The organism is Streptomyces sp. OfavH-34-F, assembly GCF_022347745.1.
GTDB lineage: Bacteria > Actinomycetota > Actinomycetes > Streptomycetales > Streptomycetaceae > Streptomyces.
This window is the reverse complement of the sequence record NZ_JAKRGC010000166.1, coordinates 1-13113: the sequence shown is the minus strand read 5'-3', so window position 1 is coordinate 13113 and position 13113 is coordinate 1. Positions and strand designations below refer to the sequence as shown.

Annotated in this window: 16 protein-coding genes; 12 read left to right on the top strand and 4 right to left on the bottom strand. The window is 74.1% G+C overall.

Annotated elements, in window-relative coordinates; translation table 11 throughout:
* Positions 1-155: 155 nt before the first annotated feature.
* From MHW47_RS22155 to MHW47_RS22145, 3 genes are read left to right on the top strand one after another with little or no spacing between them, the layout of a single operon-like run.
* Positions 156-1130: an ABC transporter ATP-binding protein gene (locus tag MHW47_RS22155; RefSeq protein ID WP_239225540.1), complete on the top strand. Its 975-nt coding sequence runs from the start codon at positions 156-158 to the stop codon at positions 1128-1130.
* On the top strand, positions 1127-1909 hold the full coding sequence (locus MHW47_RS22150) for an ABC transporter permease (RefSeq protein ID WP_239225539.1): 783 nt from the start codon (positions 1127-1129) through the stop codon (positions 1907-1909). The genes MHW47_RS22155 and MHW47_RS22150 overlap by 4 nt, the downstream gene beginning before the upstream one ends.
* Positions 1910-1943: 34 nt before the next feature.
* Positions 1944-2693, top strand: a complete 750-nt coding sequence (locus MHW47_RS22145; RefSeq protein WP_239225538.1) for an ABC transporter permease — start codon at positions 1944-1946, stop codon at positions 2691-2693.
* Between the two features lie 18 nt (positions 2694-2711).
* Here MHW47_RS22145 and ybaK read toward each other — a convergent pair whose 3' ends face one another.
* The 4 genes from ybaK to MHW47_RS22125 all read right to left on the bottom strand — a co-directional run bounded on the left by ybaK (position 2712) and on the right by MHW47_RS22125 (position 6848).
* The gene (gene ybaK / locus MHW47_RS22140) at positions 2712-3215 is read right to left on the bottom strand and encodes a Cys-tRNA(Pro) deacylase (protein ID WP_239225537.1); all 504 of its coding nucleotides are present in this window, start codon (positions 3213-3215) and stop codon (positions 2712-2714) included.
* 23 nt (positions 3216-3238) lie between these two features.
* Positions 3239-3982 (bottom strand): LON peptidase substrate-binding domain-containing protein, encoded by a 744-nt coding sequence (locus MHW47_RS22135; RefSeq protein ID WP_239225536.1) that lies wholly within the window; start codon positions 3980-3982, stop codon positions 3239-3241.
* Between the two features lie 5 nt (positions 3983-3987).
* A complete protein-coding gene (locus MHW47_RS22130) occupies positions 3988-5025 on the bottom strand; it encodes a hypothetical protein (protein WP_239225535.1) in 1038 nt (345 codons plus the stop codon).
* 221 nt (positions 5026-5246) lie between these two features.
* Positions 5247-6848, bottom strand: a complete 1602-nt coding sequence (locus MHW47_RS22125) for an oxidoreductase (protein WP_239225534.1) — start codon at positions 6846-6848, stop codon at positions 5247-5249.
* Positions 6849-6994: 146 nt separating this feature from the next.
* On the opposite strand from MHW47_RS22125, the gene hisD reads away from it, so the two are divergent.
* The 9 genes from hisD to MHW47_RS22080 form a co-directional block, all read left to right on the top strand.
* Complete coding sequence (gene hisD, locus MHW47_RS22120; RefSeq protein WP_239225533.1) at positions 6995-8317, top strand: histidinol dehydrogenase; 1323 nt, start codon at positions 6995-6997, stop codon at positions 8315-8317.
* Positions 8314-9450, top strand: a complete 1137-nt coding sequence (locus MHW47_RS22115) for a histidinol-phosphate transaminase (RefSeq protein WP_239225532.1) — start codon at positions 8314-8316, stop codon at positions 9448-9450. The genes hisD and MHW47_RS22115 overlap by 4 nt, the downstream gene beginning before the upstream one ends.
* Positions 9447-10043, top strand: a complete 597-nt coding sequence (gene hisB / locus MHW47_RS22110; RefSeq protein WP_239225531.1) for an imidazoleglycerol-phosphate dehydratase HisB — start codon at positions 9447-9449, stop codon at positions 10041-10043. Before MHW47_RS22115 ends, hisB begins: the two co-directional genes overlap by 4 nt.
* On the top strand, positions 10040-10207 hold the full coding sequence (locus MHW47_RS22105) for a hypothetical protein (protein ID WP_199563798.1): 168 nt from the start codon (positions 10040-10042) through the stop codon (positions 10205-10207). The genes hisB and MHW47_RS22105 overlap by 4 nt, the downstream gene beginning before the upstream one ends.
* 17 nt (positions 10208-10224) lie before the next feature.
* On the top strand, positions 10225-10866 hold the full coding sequence (hisH, locus tag MHW47_RS22100; RefSeq protein WP_239225530.1) for an imidazole glycerol phosphate synthase subunit HisH: 642 nt from the start codon (positions 10225-10227) through the stop codon (positions 10864-10866).
* Positions 10866-11591: a bifunctional 1-(5-phosphoribosyl)-5-((5-phosphoribosylamino)methylideneamino)imidazole-4-carboxamide isomerase/phosphoribosylanthranilate isomerase PriA gene (gene priA, locus MHW47_RS22095; RefSeq protein WP_239225529.1), complete on the top strand. Its 726-nt coding sequence runs from the start codon at positions 10866-10868 to the stop codon at positions 11589-11591. The genes hisH and priA overlap by 1 nt, the downstream gene beginning before the upstream one ends.
* Complete coding sequence (locus tag MHW47_RS22090) at positions 11588-11992, top strand: RidA family protein (protein ID WP_239225528.1); 405 nt, start codon at positions 11588-11590, stop codon at positions 11990-11992. The genes priA and MHW47_RS22090 overlap by 4 nt, the downstream gene beginning before the upstream one ends.
* Positions 11989-12744, top strand: a complete 756-nt coding sequence (hisF, locus tag MHW47_RS22085) for an imidazole glycerol phosphate synthase subunit HisF (RefSeq protein WP_239225527.1) — start codon at positions 11989-11991, stop codon at positions 12742-12744. Before MHW47_RS22090 ends, hisF begins: the two co-directional genes overlap by 4 nt.
* A 109-nt stretch (positions 12745-12853) precedes the next feature.
* A partial coding sequence (locus tag MHW47_RS22080; protein ID WP_239225526.1) for an AAA family ATPase occupies positions 12854-13113 on the top strand: 260 nt, incomplete at its 3' end.

Sequence of the window (13113 nt, the reverse complement as noted above, 5' to 3'; positions counted from 1 at the left end):
GCCGGCGTGCCCGGGACCGGGCCGCCCGGCCCGCCCGGCCGCGCCGCGCCGGTGTCCGATCGGTGCGGCCCCGTGCGTAATGCCGGTTCCCGGACCCCGTACCCTCGTACCTCGTGAGTACGGGGACAGCGCAGGCGCCGACAGTGAGCACGACCGTGTGCGCGGTGCGCGATCTGGTGAAGACCTACCCCCCGGCCCGGGGCCGCCGGGGCGCGCCCGCGACCCCGGAGGTGCGCGCCACCGACGGCATCAGCCTCGACGTCCGGCGCGGTGAGATCTTCGGACTGCTCGGGCCCAACGGAGCCGGCAAGTCCACCCTCGTACGCCAGCTCACCGGCCTGATGCGGCCCGACTCCGGCAGCGTGGACATGCTCGGCCACGACCTCGTGCGCCACCCGGAGCGGGCCTCCCGGCTGATCGGCTACCTCGGGCAGGAGTCCACCGCCCTCGACGAACTGACCGTCGCCCTGGCCGCCGAGACCACCGGGCGGCTGCGCGGCCTCTCCGCGCGCGGGGCCCGTGCCGAGCGCGACGCCGTCCTGGACGAACTCGGCCTCGCCGACATCGCCGGACGCGCCCTGAAGAAGCTCTCCGGCGGCCAGCGCCGCCTGGCCTGCTTCGCCGCCGCGCTCGTCGGGGAGCGCCCGGTGCTCGTCCTGGACGAGCCGACGACCGGCATGGACCCGGTCGCCCGGCGCGCCGTCTGGGCCGCCGTGGACCGCAGGCGCGCCGAGCGCGGCGCCACGGTCCTGCTCGTCACCCACAACGTCATCGAGGCCGAGACGGTCCTCGACCGGGTCGCCGTCATCGAACGCGGCAAGGTCATCGCCTGCGACACCCCGGCCGGGCTCAAGGAGCGCGTCGCCGGGGAGATCCGGGTCGAGCTGGTCTGGCGCGAGCGCGCTCCGCTGGAGGTCCCCGAGGTCGCGGCCCTGCGCGCCGTCGCCCAGGAGTCCGGGCGGCGCTGGGCGCTGCGGCTGGCGCCCGACGAGGCGCGGGCGGCGGTCGCCGCGGTCACCGGGGGCGCGGCCTTCGCCGCCCTCGACGACTTCACCCTGGCGACGCCGAGCCTGGAGGACGTCTATCTCGCGCTCGGCGGCGGCGCGACCAAGGGGCTGGTGAAGGCATGAGCGGAATCGGCGTGGCGTCCGGGGCGGCGACGCTCGCCCCGAGGGCCCGGCTGTTCCCCTCCCTTGCGGCCGTCTACCGGGCCCAGCTCTCCCGCGCCCGGGTGGCCCGCATCCCGCTGCTGTTCGTGGCGACCTTCCAGTCCATCGGCATCATGGTCCTGATGCGCGGGGTGGTGGACGGCGGCTCCGAGGCGCGGGCCGTCGTCGCCGGCTCCAGCGTCCTGGTCGTCGCCTTCGTCGCGCTCAACCTCCTCGCCCAGTACTTCGGGCAGCTGCGGGCCGGCGGCGGGCTCGACCACTACGCCACGCTGCCCGTGCCGCCCGCCGCCGTGGTGCTCGGCGCGGCCGGGGCGTACGCCTCCTTCACCGTGCCCGGCACCGTCGTCACGGCGGTCACCGGCAGCATGCTGTTCGGGCTGCCGATGGCCCATCTGTGGGTGCTCGCCGCCGTCGTCCCGCTGTCCGGCGCCGCGCTGGCCGGGCTGGGCGCCGCGCTCGGGCTGCTCGCCCCGCGCCAGGAGCTGGCCACCCTCCTCGGCCAGCTCGGCATGTCCGCCGCGCTGCTGCTCGGCGTCCTGCCCGCCGACCGGCTGCCGCAGCCGGTGGACTGGGCGCGCGACCTGCTGCCCTCCACGTACGGGGTCGAGGCGCTGGCCCGGTCCTTCGGGGCCCGTCCCGACTGGGCGGCCGTCGCCCTCGACCTCGCGGTCTGCGCCGTCGTCGGCGTCGTCTCGCTCGCCGTGGCGACCTGGGCGTACCGCAGGGCGGCGGTCCGGTGAGGCGCGGCTCACCCGCGCCTGGCACGATGGCACGGTGACCGCACCCCTGACGCCGCCGCACCGGCCCTCACCCGACGAACACCAGCACTGGCAGCAGTGGGCCGAGGGGGGTGGCGGGCCGCTCTACGGGGCCACCTGGGCCCCTCCCGTGCGGGAGACCGACCCGGCCGAGGTACGCCAGGAGCTGCGCCGCGCGGGTGTCGTCGCGGCCGCGGTCACGGTCTCGGGGGTTCTGCTGGGGCTGCTGTGGCTGTGGCTGGCGCCCCGGGTGCCGCTGGTTTCCGACGGATCGGCCGTCTTCCTGCACAACAGCGAGGGCGAGGAGTCGATCGGTGCCGACGGAACGTTTGCCCTGCTCGGGCTGGCGTTCGGGGCGGTCTCGGCGGGCCTGGCCTTCTGGTACGAGCGGCGCGGCGGGATCTGGCTGACCGGTGGCCTGGCGCTCGGCAGCGTGCTCGGCGCGCTGGTGGCCTGGCAGGTCGGGACGCGGCTGGGGCCCACGGACGACGTCGTCGCGCACGCGCGGGAGGCCGGCAAGGGAGTCGTGTTCGACGCGCCGCTGGAGCTGCACGCCAAGGGCATGCTGCTGGCCTGGGCGCTGGCGGCGATGGTGGTGCACCTGCTGCTGGCCGCCGCGTGGGGGCCGAAGGAGTTCGAGGGGGAGTGGGCCTCGTACGGCGGCTGGGGACCGGACGCGCCCCCGGCACCCGCGCCCGACGGCCAGCCCCAGGCACCCGCGCCGGACGGGTCTCCCGCCCCCGCGCCGGGTGACAAAACGCTCTAGGACGCGCGGCCCCTCGCGTCAGCCGCGGCCGATGTCCGCGAACACCGCTCCCGTCAGGGCCGCCAGGTCCTCCGGGGCGAGTTCCACCTCCAGGCCGCGGCGGCCCGCCGACACGCAGATCGTGGGGTGGCTGCGGGCCGACGCGTCCAGGACGGTGGGGAGCCGTTTGCGCTGGCCCAGCGGGGAGATGCCGCCCCGGACGTAGCCCGTGGTGCGTTCCGCCGCCGCCGGGTCCGCCATCGTGGCCCGCTTGCCGCCGGCCGCCGCGGCCAGGGCCTTGAGGTCCAGGGAGCCGGCGACCGGGACGACCGCGACCGTCAGCCGGCCGTCCACGTCGGCCACCAGGGTCTTGAAGACGCGCTCGGGCGGGACGCCGAGCGCCTGGGCCGCCTCCTCGCCGTAGGACGGCGACGCCGGATCGTGCTCGTAGGCGTGCACGGTGAACGCCGTGCCCGCCGCGGTGAGGGCGACCGTGGCGGGGGTGCCGCCGGACTGGGCCTGCTTCTTCTGCTTCTTCGCCACGGGCGCTCTCTCGGGTCGCTCGGTCAGTTCGGGTGAGTCGGGGCGACGGTCAGGTCCACCGCCGGGAGCGACGGCAGGTGCCGGATGACCGCGGTCTCCGAGCGCAGCAGCCGCAGCTCCTCGCGGAGCCGCGTCGCGGTGTCCGGGGCCTGGAGGAGGCGCTGTTTGGCGGGGATGTCCAGCACCACCGTCGAGGCGACGAGATAGGAGACGACCGACGGGTCGTCCGGCAGGTCGGCGCCCGTGGTCAGCGAGCGCTCGCTCGCACCGGCCAGCCGCTTCTGGTAGCCGCGGAAGGCCCGGAGCACGCCCTCGGCGAGGGGGCCCGCCTCGTCCCCGGGGTCCTCCTCCAGCTCCTCCACCTCGGCCACCAGGAACGGGCCGCTCGCGTCCACGGACAGCAGCCGGACCCGGGTCGTCCCGGTGGCCAGGACCTCGAAGCTGCCGTCCGCGCGCTCCCGCACGGTCGCCGCGTCGGCGACGCAGCCCACCCGGTGCAGGGACTGGAGCGGGTCCGGGCCGAAGCCGTCAGCCGGGCCGCGCTCGACGGGCGCGCGCACCGCCTCCGGCATGCCCAGCCCCGTGGCGGCGGTCTCCCGGCCGTCCCGGATGGCGACCACGGCGAACCGGCGCGGTTCGTCCTCGCCGAGGGTGAGGAGCTCGCGCATCATGGCGCGATATCGCTCCTCGAAGACGTTGAGGGGCAGCACGAGGCCCGGGAACAGCACCGTGTTCAGCGGAAACAGGGGCAGGCGAGCGGTGGTCACAGCGGTCAAGCGTAATGGCCGCGCGCCCGTCCCCGTCCGGCACCGTGGCGCAGCGGCGTCGCGGAGGCCACCCGCAGCCGCGCGCTCTCCCGCGCGTCGAGGAACCGGCCCAGCGGATCGCCCGACACCGACGCCCACGGGAACGACGCCGCGTACGGCCCTATCCGGCGGAACTGCTCCAGCGCCTCGCCCCACCGTCCCCGTACCACCAGCACGTACGCGAGCAGGTTGCGGACCTCGGCCGGCCACGGGTCGCCCGGGGCGAACGCGGCCGACAGGGAGATCGCCCGGTCCGCCGCCGCGTCGATCCGCTCCACCTGCACCGAGGTCGAACGGGCGCCGGCCCCCTCCGAGATCATCGCGAACGCGGCTCGCAGTGGCAGCGCCTGCACCAGGGAGCCGGCCACCGAGTCCTGGGCGGCCCGCTCGGCGAAGTCGAAGCACTCGCGGTGCGAGCCGTACCAGGCGGCCGAGAGGTACTGGAGGGCGGAGACATGACAGCCGTAGTGGTGCGTGGAGCGCCGGACGGCCTCCTCCCACAGGGTCTCGAACGTGGTGTGCGTGGCCTGGGTGCCCCGCGCGTGGTCCAGCGCGAGGCGCCAGGGCACCGGGTCGCGGGGGTCGCCGGCCGCGGCGGCCGTGATCATCGGGCCCACCTCGCGCAGCAGCTCGGCGCGGGCCGGCGACTCCCAGGCGTGGTCGACGGCGAGCTGCGCCTTGACCAGCAGGGCGTCGGGGTCGCGCGGGGCGGCGGCCAGCCAGTCCCCGAGCCAGCCGCCCCGGTTGCGGGCGAAGGCGACGAGGCAGCGCAGATAGCGGTCCCGGCGCTCCCACTCGGCCCCGTCCCTGGTGGTCGCCAGGAGTTTCGCGGCCGGCCCGTACTCCCCGGCGGCGGCGGCCACCAGCGCGGGGGAGAGCCGTTCGTCGGGGGCGTCGAGCAGCACCGCGTGGTCGGCGGGGAGCCCGGTGGAGAGCACCGGGGAGTGCCGGATCACACGCGCGGTCCGGAGCAGGGCGCTGAGGAAAGGCATGGTGCAGACCATTGAAAGCGCAGGTGGGAGCCGCGCCAAGGGGAGCGCTGTGAAGTTTTGGTGCTGAGTGGACGCACTGCCCGGACCATGGTCAAGGAGAAGTAAAGGAACGGTCGGATTATGGCTGATTCTCAACGGCCCTGGGCAGAAGGCCCGTGATCTGCCCCGGCGCCGCGGGGCGCCGGACGGCCCGCCGTACCGGGGCGGTCCCGGTACGCGTCCGGCCGGCCGGTTCAGCCGCGGCGCAGCAGCCGGGAGGCGCCCGCCGCGACCGTGGTGGCCAGTATCCAACCCAGCAGGATCAGCGCGGCGGCCATCCACTGCCAGCCGCCCTCCATCCGCCAGTAGCCGTCCTGGCCGAGGTCGATCACCGGGATGAGCAGATCCAGCGCGTACAGCGCCGCGTTCCACCGGGGATGCTCGTCACCCTTGATCGAGGCCGGGTCGTACCGCGAGAACGCCAGCGTGCCCGCCGCCCACAGCACCGCCATCCACACCGCGGCCCGCCCCGGCCGGTAGCCGTACGCCACCGTCCAGTCCTGGAGGTAGCCCCAGAGCTTCCCGGCCGGCGGCAGGGTCTCGCGGCGGCGGCGCTGCTTGGCGAGCAGCACCTCCCGCGCGTCCGCGTCCTCGCCGCTGTTGCGGAGCACCGCGGCCAGCCGTTCGTACGGCTCCGGCACGTACTCCGGGGTCGCCGCCGCCACCCACTCCAGGCGCCGGGAGAGCGGGAAGTGCCCGTACGGCACGAGGTTCTCGTACACGAACCCGCCCATCGCCAGGCCGCCGGGGCCCGGCCAGCTCGTCGAGACGTCGATCAGCGTCACCACCTTCGCCCCGTTGAGCACCACCCGCCCCTGCGCCGGGCGCTCGGGGTTGAACCGCAGCTCCGGCGTCACCGTCCGGCGCAGCGACAGCTCCTCGTGCGCGTCCAGCACGAACACCGCCTTGTGCAGGTCCACCGCGTCCCCGAACCGGCCGTCGTCCAGCCGCACCCCGCCCCGGCAGCGGAACACCTGCGAGCGGGTGCCGTGCGCCGGGGTCGGCGAGGTGGTGATGCCGTACGGGGGAGTGGTTCCCTGGAAGCCCGTGTCCACGCTGACCCACGCCTCGCTCATGTACAGCGTCCGCTCGACGCTCAGCTGCGGGGCGTTCAGCGCGCGGCGGCCCCGCACCGCGCGCAGCCGGCTGCCGCGCAGGCTCAGCGAACCGCCCACCTTCGCCCCGCGCAGGCTCAGCTCCCCGAGCATGTCCACCATCTCGGCCTGGAGGTCCTGGGCGACGGTCAGCCCGTCCCCGAGGAGGGCCCGGCCCTGCCGGTCCGGGCCGACCTCGATCTGGCTGACCAGCAGGTCCGTGCCGATCTGGGCGTCCGTGAGCCGGATGCCCCGCTCCATCCGGCAGCGCGGCAGGTGCAGATCGCCCTCCGTGCGCAGCCGGGCCGCCTCCAGCCGGGGCACCGAGCACCCCACCAGCCGCAGCGTCGTGAAGTGGCACTCCGGGAACGCCACCTCCTCGTCGAACCGGCAGCCCGTCAGCTCCACGTAGGGATCGACGCGCCCGCCCGCCAGATCCAGCTTGCCCGTGATCCGTACACCCCAGAGCTTCAGCGCCGTCACCCGGCCGGGGCGGGCCGGCGGGCCGCTGAGCAGGAGCCGGGCGACCATCCGGGCCGCCACACTGCGTTCGGGGCCCCACTCGTGCGGGGCGAAGGGATCGTCCAGGACCCGGTCGCGGGTCCGCAGGTCGTAGGTGGTGCCGTTCCGGAAGGACTGCCACATGCCCAGCTCCGCCGCGCTGAGGCCGTCCGGGAGATCCTCGTCGTGCCGCTCCGTCACCGGTGCCCCTTTCGTTCGGAGGCGTGATCCCGTTATTCCCTCTGAGTGACCGGATGAACGCATATAGTCAGCCGTCACAGCGGCGGCATGTATCAGCCAGTGATACGGCCGTCCGGCCGTGCGCGGCGGTCTGCGAGAATTGCGGTGTGATCTCTCGAATCGATCTGCGCGGCGATGCCCTCCCCGAGGGCGGCGCCCTGCGCGACCTGCTGCCCCGTGCCGAGTTCGACGTGGAAGCCGCCCTGGAGACGGTGCGGCCCATCTGCGAGGACGTACGCCATCGTGGCTCGGCGGCAGTGATCGACTGGGGAGAGAAGTTCGACGGCGTCCGGATCGAGTCGGTCCGGGTGCCCGCCGCGGCCCTCGCCCGCGCGCTGGAGGAGCTGGATCCGGCCGTTCGCGCCGCCCTGGAGGAGTCCGTCCGCCGCGCCCGCCTCGTGCACCGCGCCCAGCGCCGTACCCCGCACACCACCCAGGTCGTCCCCGGCGGCACGGTCACCGAGAAGTGGGTGCCCGTCGACCGCGTCGGGCTCTACGTTCCGGGCGGCCGCGCCGTCTACCCGTCCTCCGTCGTGATGAACGTCGTCCCCGCCCAGGAGGCCGGCGTGCGCGGCCTCGCCGTCTCCTCGCCGCCCCAGCGCGAGTTCGGCGGCCTCCCGCACCCCACGATCCTGGCCGCCTGCGCCCTGCTCGGCGTCGACGAGGTGTACGCCGCCGGCGGCGCCCAGGCCGTCGCCATGTTCGCGTACGGCACCGACGAGTGCCTGCCCGTCGACCTGGTCACCGGCCCCGGCAACATCTACGTGGCCGCCGCCAAGCGCCTCCTCAAGGGCCGCATCGGCATCGACGCCGAGGCCGGCCCCACCGAGATCGCGATCCTCGCCGACGCCACCGCCGACCCGGTGCACGTCGCCGCCGACCTGATCAGCCAGGCCGAGCACGACCCGATGGCCGCCGCCGTCCTCGTCACCGACTCCGAGGAGCTGGCCGCCGCCACCGAGGCCGAACTCGCCACCCAGGTCGCCGCGACCAAGCACGTCGAGGACCGCGTCCGGCCCGCGCTGACCGGCCGGCAGTCCGCGATCGTCCTGGTCGACGACCTGGAGGACGGCCTCACCGTCGTCGACGCGTACGCCGCCGAGCACCTGGAGATCCAGACCGCCGACGCCGCCGCCGTCGCCGACCGCGTCCGCAACGCCGGAGCGGTCTTCGTCGGCCCCTGGTCGCCCGTCTCCCTCGGCGACTACTGCGCCGGCTCCAACCACGTCCTGCCCACCGGCGGCTGCGCCTGCCACTCCTCGGGCCTGTCCGTGCAGTCCTTCCTGCGCGGCATCCACATCGTCGACTACACGCGCGACGCGCTCGCCGAGGTCACCCACCACGTGGTCACCCTCGCCGAGGCGGAGGACCTCCCCGCCCACGGCGCCGCGCTCAAGGCCAGGTTCGGCTGGAAGGTGCCCCAGCAGTGACGCTCAGCAACGCCGGCGGCCCCGCGGCCAACCCGTGGGACGCCCTGCCCCTCCGCGACGAACTGCGCGGCCAGTCCCCGTACGGCGCGCCCCAGCTCGACGTCCCCGTACGCCTCAACACCAACGAGAACCCCTACCCGCTGCCCGACGCCCTCGTCGACCGCATCGCGGAACGGGTCCGCGAGGCCGCCCGCGACCTCAACCGCTACCCCGACCGCGACGCCGTCGAACTGCGCACCGAGCTGGCCCGCTACCTCAGCCGCACCGCCGGCCACCCCGTCGGCGCCGCCAACGTCTGGGCCGCCAACGGCTCCAACGAGGTCCTCCAGCAGCTGCTCCAGACCTTCGGCGGACCCGGCCGCACCGCGATCGGCTTCGAGCCCTCCTACTCGATGCACGCCCTCATCGCCCGCGGCACCGGCACCGGCTGGATCTCCGGGCCGCGCAACGAGGACTTCACCATCGACGTGGACGCCGCCCGCGCCGTCATCGCCGAGCGCCGCCCCGACGTCGTCTTCATCACCTCCCCCAACAACCCGACCGGCACCGCCGTGGACGCCGGCACCGTCCTCGCGCTGTACGAGGCGGCGCAGGCCGCGAAGCCGTCGATGGTCGTCGTGGACGAGGCGTACGGCGAATTCAGCCACCACCCCTCGCTGCTCCCGCTGATCGAGGGCCGCCCCCACCTGGTGCTCTCGCGCACCATGTCCAAGGCGTTCGGCGCCGCCGGGCTGCGCCTGGGCTACCTGGCCGCCGACCCCGCCGTGGTCGACGCGGTCCAGCTGGTCCGGCTCCCGTACCACCTCTCCTCCGTCACCCAGGCCACCGCGCTCGCCGCCCTGGAGCACACCGATACGCTCCTCGGGTACGTCGCGCAGCTCAAGAGCGAGCGCGACCGGATCGTCACCGAGCTGCGCGCCCTCGGCTTCGACGTCACCGAATCGGACGCCAACTTCGTCCAGTTCGGCCGCTTCGCCGACAGCCACACCGCCTGGCGGCACATTCTCGACCGGGGCGTCCTGGTCCGGGACAACGGCGTACCGGGATGGCTGCGGGTCTCCGCGGGAACCCCGGCAGAGAACGACGCGTTCCTCGATGCGGTGCGCGGACTGAAGAAGGAGCACGACGCATGAGCCCCCGTGTAGGCCGCGTGGAACGCACCACGAAGGAAACCTCCGTGCTGGTCGAGATCAACCTCGACGGCACGGGCAAGGTCGACGTCTCGACCGGGGTCGGCTTCTACGACCACATGCTCGACCAGCTCGGCCGCCACGGGCTGTTCGACCTCACCGTCAAGACCGACGGCGACCTGCACATCGACTCGCACCACACCATCGAGGACACCGCCCTCGCGCTCGGCGCAGCCTTCAAGCAGGCCCTCGGCGACAAGGTCGGCATCTACCGCTTCGGCAACTGCACCGTCCCGCTGGACGAGTCGCTCGCCCAGGTCACCGTGGACCTCTCCGGCCGCCCCTACCTGGTGCACACCGAGCCCGAGAACATGGCCCCGATGATCGGCGCCTACGACACCACCATGACCCGGCACATCCTGGAGTCCTTCGTCGCGCAGGCGCAGATCGCCCTGCACGTCCACGTCCCCTACGGACGCAACGCGCACCACATCGTGGAGTGCCAGTTCAAGGCGCTCGCCCGCGCCCTGCGCTACGCGAGCGAGCGCGACCCGCGCGCGGCCGGCATCCTCCCCTCCACGAAGGGCGCCCTGTGACCGGCCTGAGCACCATCCTGATCGTCGTCGGCCTCTTCCTGGCCGGCGGCGTCTACTCCTTCTCCAAGCAGGGCATGCCCAAGGGCGTCATCGTGCTGCTCTCCCTCGCCTCCCTGATGTGCCTGGTGGCGGGCGTCCTGCGCATCCAAGGCATCTGGGACTAGGAAGCGGCGAACGACACGTGGAAACGAAGAAGAAGGTCGTCGTCTTCGACTACGGCTTCGGCAACGTCCGCTCCGCCGAACGCGCCCTCGCCCACGTCGGCGCGGACGTCGAGATCACCCGCGACTTCGACGCGGCGATGAACGCCGACGGGCTGCTGGTGCCCGGCGTCGGCGCGTTCTCCGCCTGCATGCAGGGGCTCAGGAAGGCGCGCGGCGAGTGGATCATCGGCCGCAGGCTGGCCGGCGGCCGCCCCGTAATGGGCATCTGCGTCGGCATGCAGATCCTGTTCGAGCGCGGCATCGAGCACGGCGTGGAGACCGAAGGGCTCGACGAGTGGCCCGGCACGGTCGGCCCGCTGAAGGCCGACGTCGTCCCGCACATGGGCTGGAACACCGTCGAAGCCCCCGAGGACTCCCAGCTGTTCGCCGGACTCGGCCCCGAGGCCCGGTACTACTTCGTGCACTCCTACGCGGCGCACGACTGGACCCTCGAAGTCACCAACCCCAAGATCCGTGCCCCCAGGGTCACCTGGGCCACGCACGGCGAACGGTTCGTGGCCGCCGTCGAGAACGGCGCGCTGTGGGCCACCCAGTTCCACCCCGAGAAGTCCGGCGATGCCGGCGCCCAGCTGCTGACCAACTGGATCGAGACGCTGTAATGCCGAAGCTTGAACTGCTCCCCGCCGTAGACGTCCGCGACGGCCAGGCGGTCCGCCTGGTGCACGGCGAGTCCGGCTCCGAGACCTCCTACGGCTCCCCGCTGGAGGCCGCCCTCGCCTGGCAGCGGGCCGGCGCCGAGTGGCTGCACCTGGTGGATCTGGACGCCGCCTTCGGCACCGGGGACAACCGCACCCTCATCGCCGAGGTGGCCGGAGCCATGGACATCAAGGTCGAGCTGTCCGGCGGCATCCGCGACGACGCCTCGCTCGCCGCCGCCCTCGCCACCGGCTGCCGCCGGGTCAACCTCGGCACGGCGGCCCTGGAGACCCCGGAATGGGTCGCCAAGGTCATCGCCGAGCACGGCGACAAGATCGCCGTCGGCCTCGACGTACGCGGCACCACGCTGCGCGGCCGCGGCTGGACCCGCGACGGCGGCGACCTCTACGAGACGCTGGCCCGCCTCGACTCCGAGGGCTGCGCCCGCTACGTCGTCACCGACATCGCCAAGGACGGCACCCTCCAGGGCCCCAACCTGGAACTCCTGAAGAACGTCTGCGCCGCCACCGACAAGCCCGTCGTCGCCTCCGGCGGCGTCTCCTCGCTGGACGACCTGCGGGCCATCGCCTCGCTCGTCCCGGCGGGCGTCGAGGGCGCCATCGTCGGCAAGGCCCTGTACGCGAAGGCGTTCACCCTCGAAGAGGCGCTGGAGGCGGTCTCCGCATGACCCCGCCCGCATCCGTGCGCCGGGTCTCCTCCGGCGCCCCCTGGGAGGAGAAGTTCGGCTACTCCCGCGCCGTCCAGCTGCCCGGCGGCCTGGTCCTGGTCTCCGGCTGCACCTCCGTCGTGGACGGCGAGATCGCCGCGGGCGGCCCGTACGAGCAGACCGTCAACGCCTTCGGCGTCGCGTTCCGGGCGCTGGCGGAACTGGGCCTGGGCCGCGAGGACGTCGTCCGCACCCGGATGTACGTCATGCACGCCCGCGACACCGACGAGGTCGGCCGCGCCCACAAGGAGCTGTTCGACACCGTCCGCCCCGCCGCCACCATGGTCGTCGTCTCCGGCTTCGTCGACCCGAGCCTGGTCGTCGAGGTCGAGGTCGAGGCCTACCGGGCGGAGGAGCGATGAGCCTCGCGGTACGCGTGATCCCCTGCCTCGACGTGGACAACGGCCGGGTCGTCAAGGGCGTCAACTTCCAGAACCTGCGCGACGCGGGCGACCCCGTCGAGATGGCCAAGCTGTACGACGCCGAGGGCGCCGACGAGCTGACCTTCCTGGACATCACCGCCTCCAGCGGCGACCGCGAGACCACCTACGACGTCGTCCGCCGCACCGCCGAGCAGGTCTTCATCCCGCTCACCGTGGGCGGCGGCGTCCGCACCCCGCAGGACGTCGACAAGCTGCTGCGGGCCGGCGCGGACAAGGTCGGCGTCAACACCGCGGCCATCGCCCGCCCGGAGCTGATCCGGGAGATCGCCGAGCGGTTCGGCCGCCAGGTCCTGGTCCTCTCGGTGGACGCCCGGCGCACCGCCGAAGGCACCTTCGAGGTCACCACGCACGGCGGCCGCCGGGGCACCGGCATCGACGCCGTCGAGTGGGCGCACCGAGCCGCCGAGCTGGGCGCGGGCGAGATCCTGCTCAACTCGATGGACGCCGACGGCACGAAGGACGGCTACGACACCGAGATGATCGCCGCCGTCCGCAAGCACGTCCGGGTGCCCGTCATCGCCTCCGGCGGCGCGGGCCGGCTCGCCGACTTCGCACCCGCCGTCGACGCCGGGGCGGACGCCGTCCTGGCCGCGTCCGTGTTCCACTTCGGCGATCTGCGCATCTCCGAGGTCAAGGGCGCGCTCGCGGAGGCCGGGCACCCGGTGCGCTGACCGGTCCGTTGTGCGCCCGCACAGCCACGGGGCGTCCTCCGCTGGGAGGGCGCCCCGCCGCCGTGCCCGCGCCTTCCGGACCGGCGCCCGGGGACCTAGCGTCCCGGGCGTGACGTCCCCCACGACCGTGCACAGTCCGCTCCGGCTGTACGGCCGCAGCGGTGAACTCGCCGTCCTCGACACGCTGCTGGCCCGTCTCCGCGAGGGCGACGGCGGCGCCCTGGTCCTGACCGCCCCACCCGGTACCGGCCGCACCGCCCTCCTGGACCACGCCGCCGCCCACCACGCCCGCCACACCGGCCCCGTCCTGCACACGACCGCGACCCCCGCCGAGCGGTGGACCCCGCACAGCGGACTGCACGCCCTGCT

Bases quoted from the DNA above. Each gene is read 5' to 3' on its own strand.
- MHW47_RS22150 (WP_239225539.1), top strand. From the start codon at position 1,127: ATGAGCGGAATCGGCGTGGCGTCCGGGGCGGCGACGCTCGCCCCGAGG.
- priA (WP_239225529.1), top strand. From the start codon at position 10,866: ATGCCGAAGCTTGAACTGCTCCCCGCCGTAGACGTCCGCGACGGCCAG.
- MHW47_RS22090 (WP_239225528.1), top strand. From the start codon at position 11,588: ATGACCCCGCCCGCATCCGTGCGCCGGGTCTCCTCCGGCGCCCCCTGG.
- hisB (WP_239225531.1), top strand. From the start codon at position 9,447: ATGAGCCCCCGTGTAGGCCGCGTGGAACGCACCACGAAGGAAACCTCC.
- hisF (WP_239225527.1), top strand. From the start codon at position 11,989: ATGAGCCTCGCGGTACGCGTGATCCCCTGCCTCGACGTGGACAACGGC.
- MHW47_RS22130 (WP_239225535.1), bottom strand. From the start codon at position 5,025: ATGGTCTGCACCATGCCTTTCCTCAGCGCCCTGCTCCGGACCGCGCGT.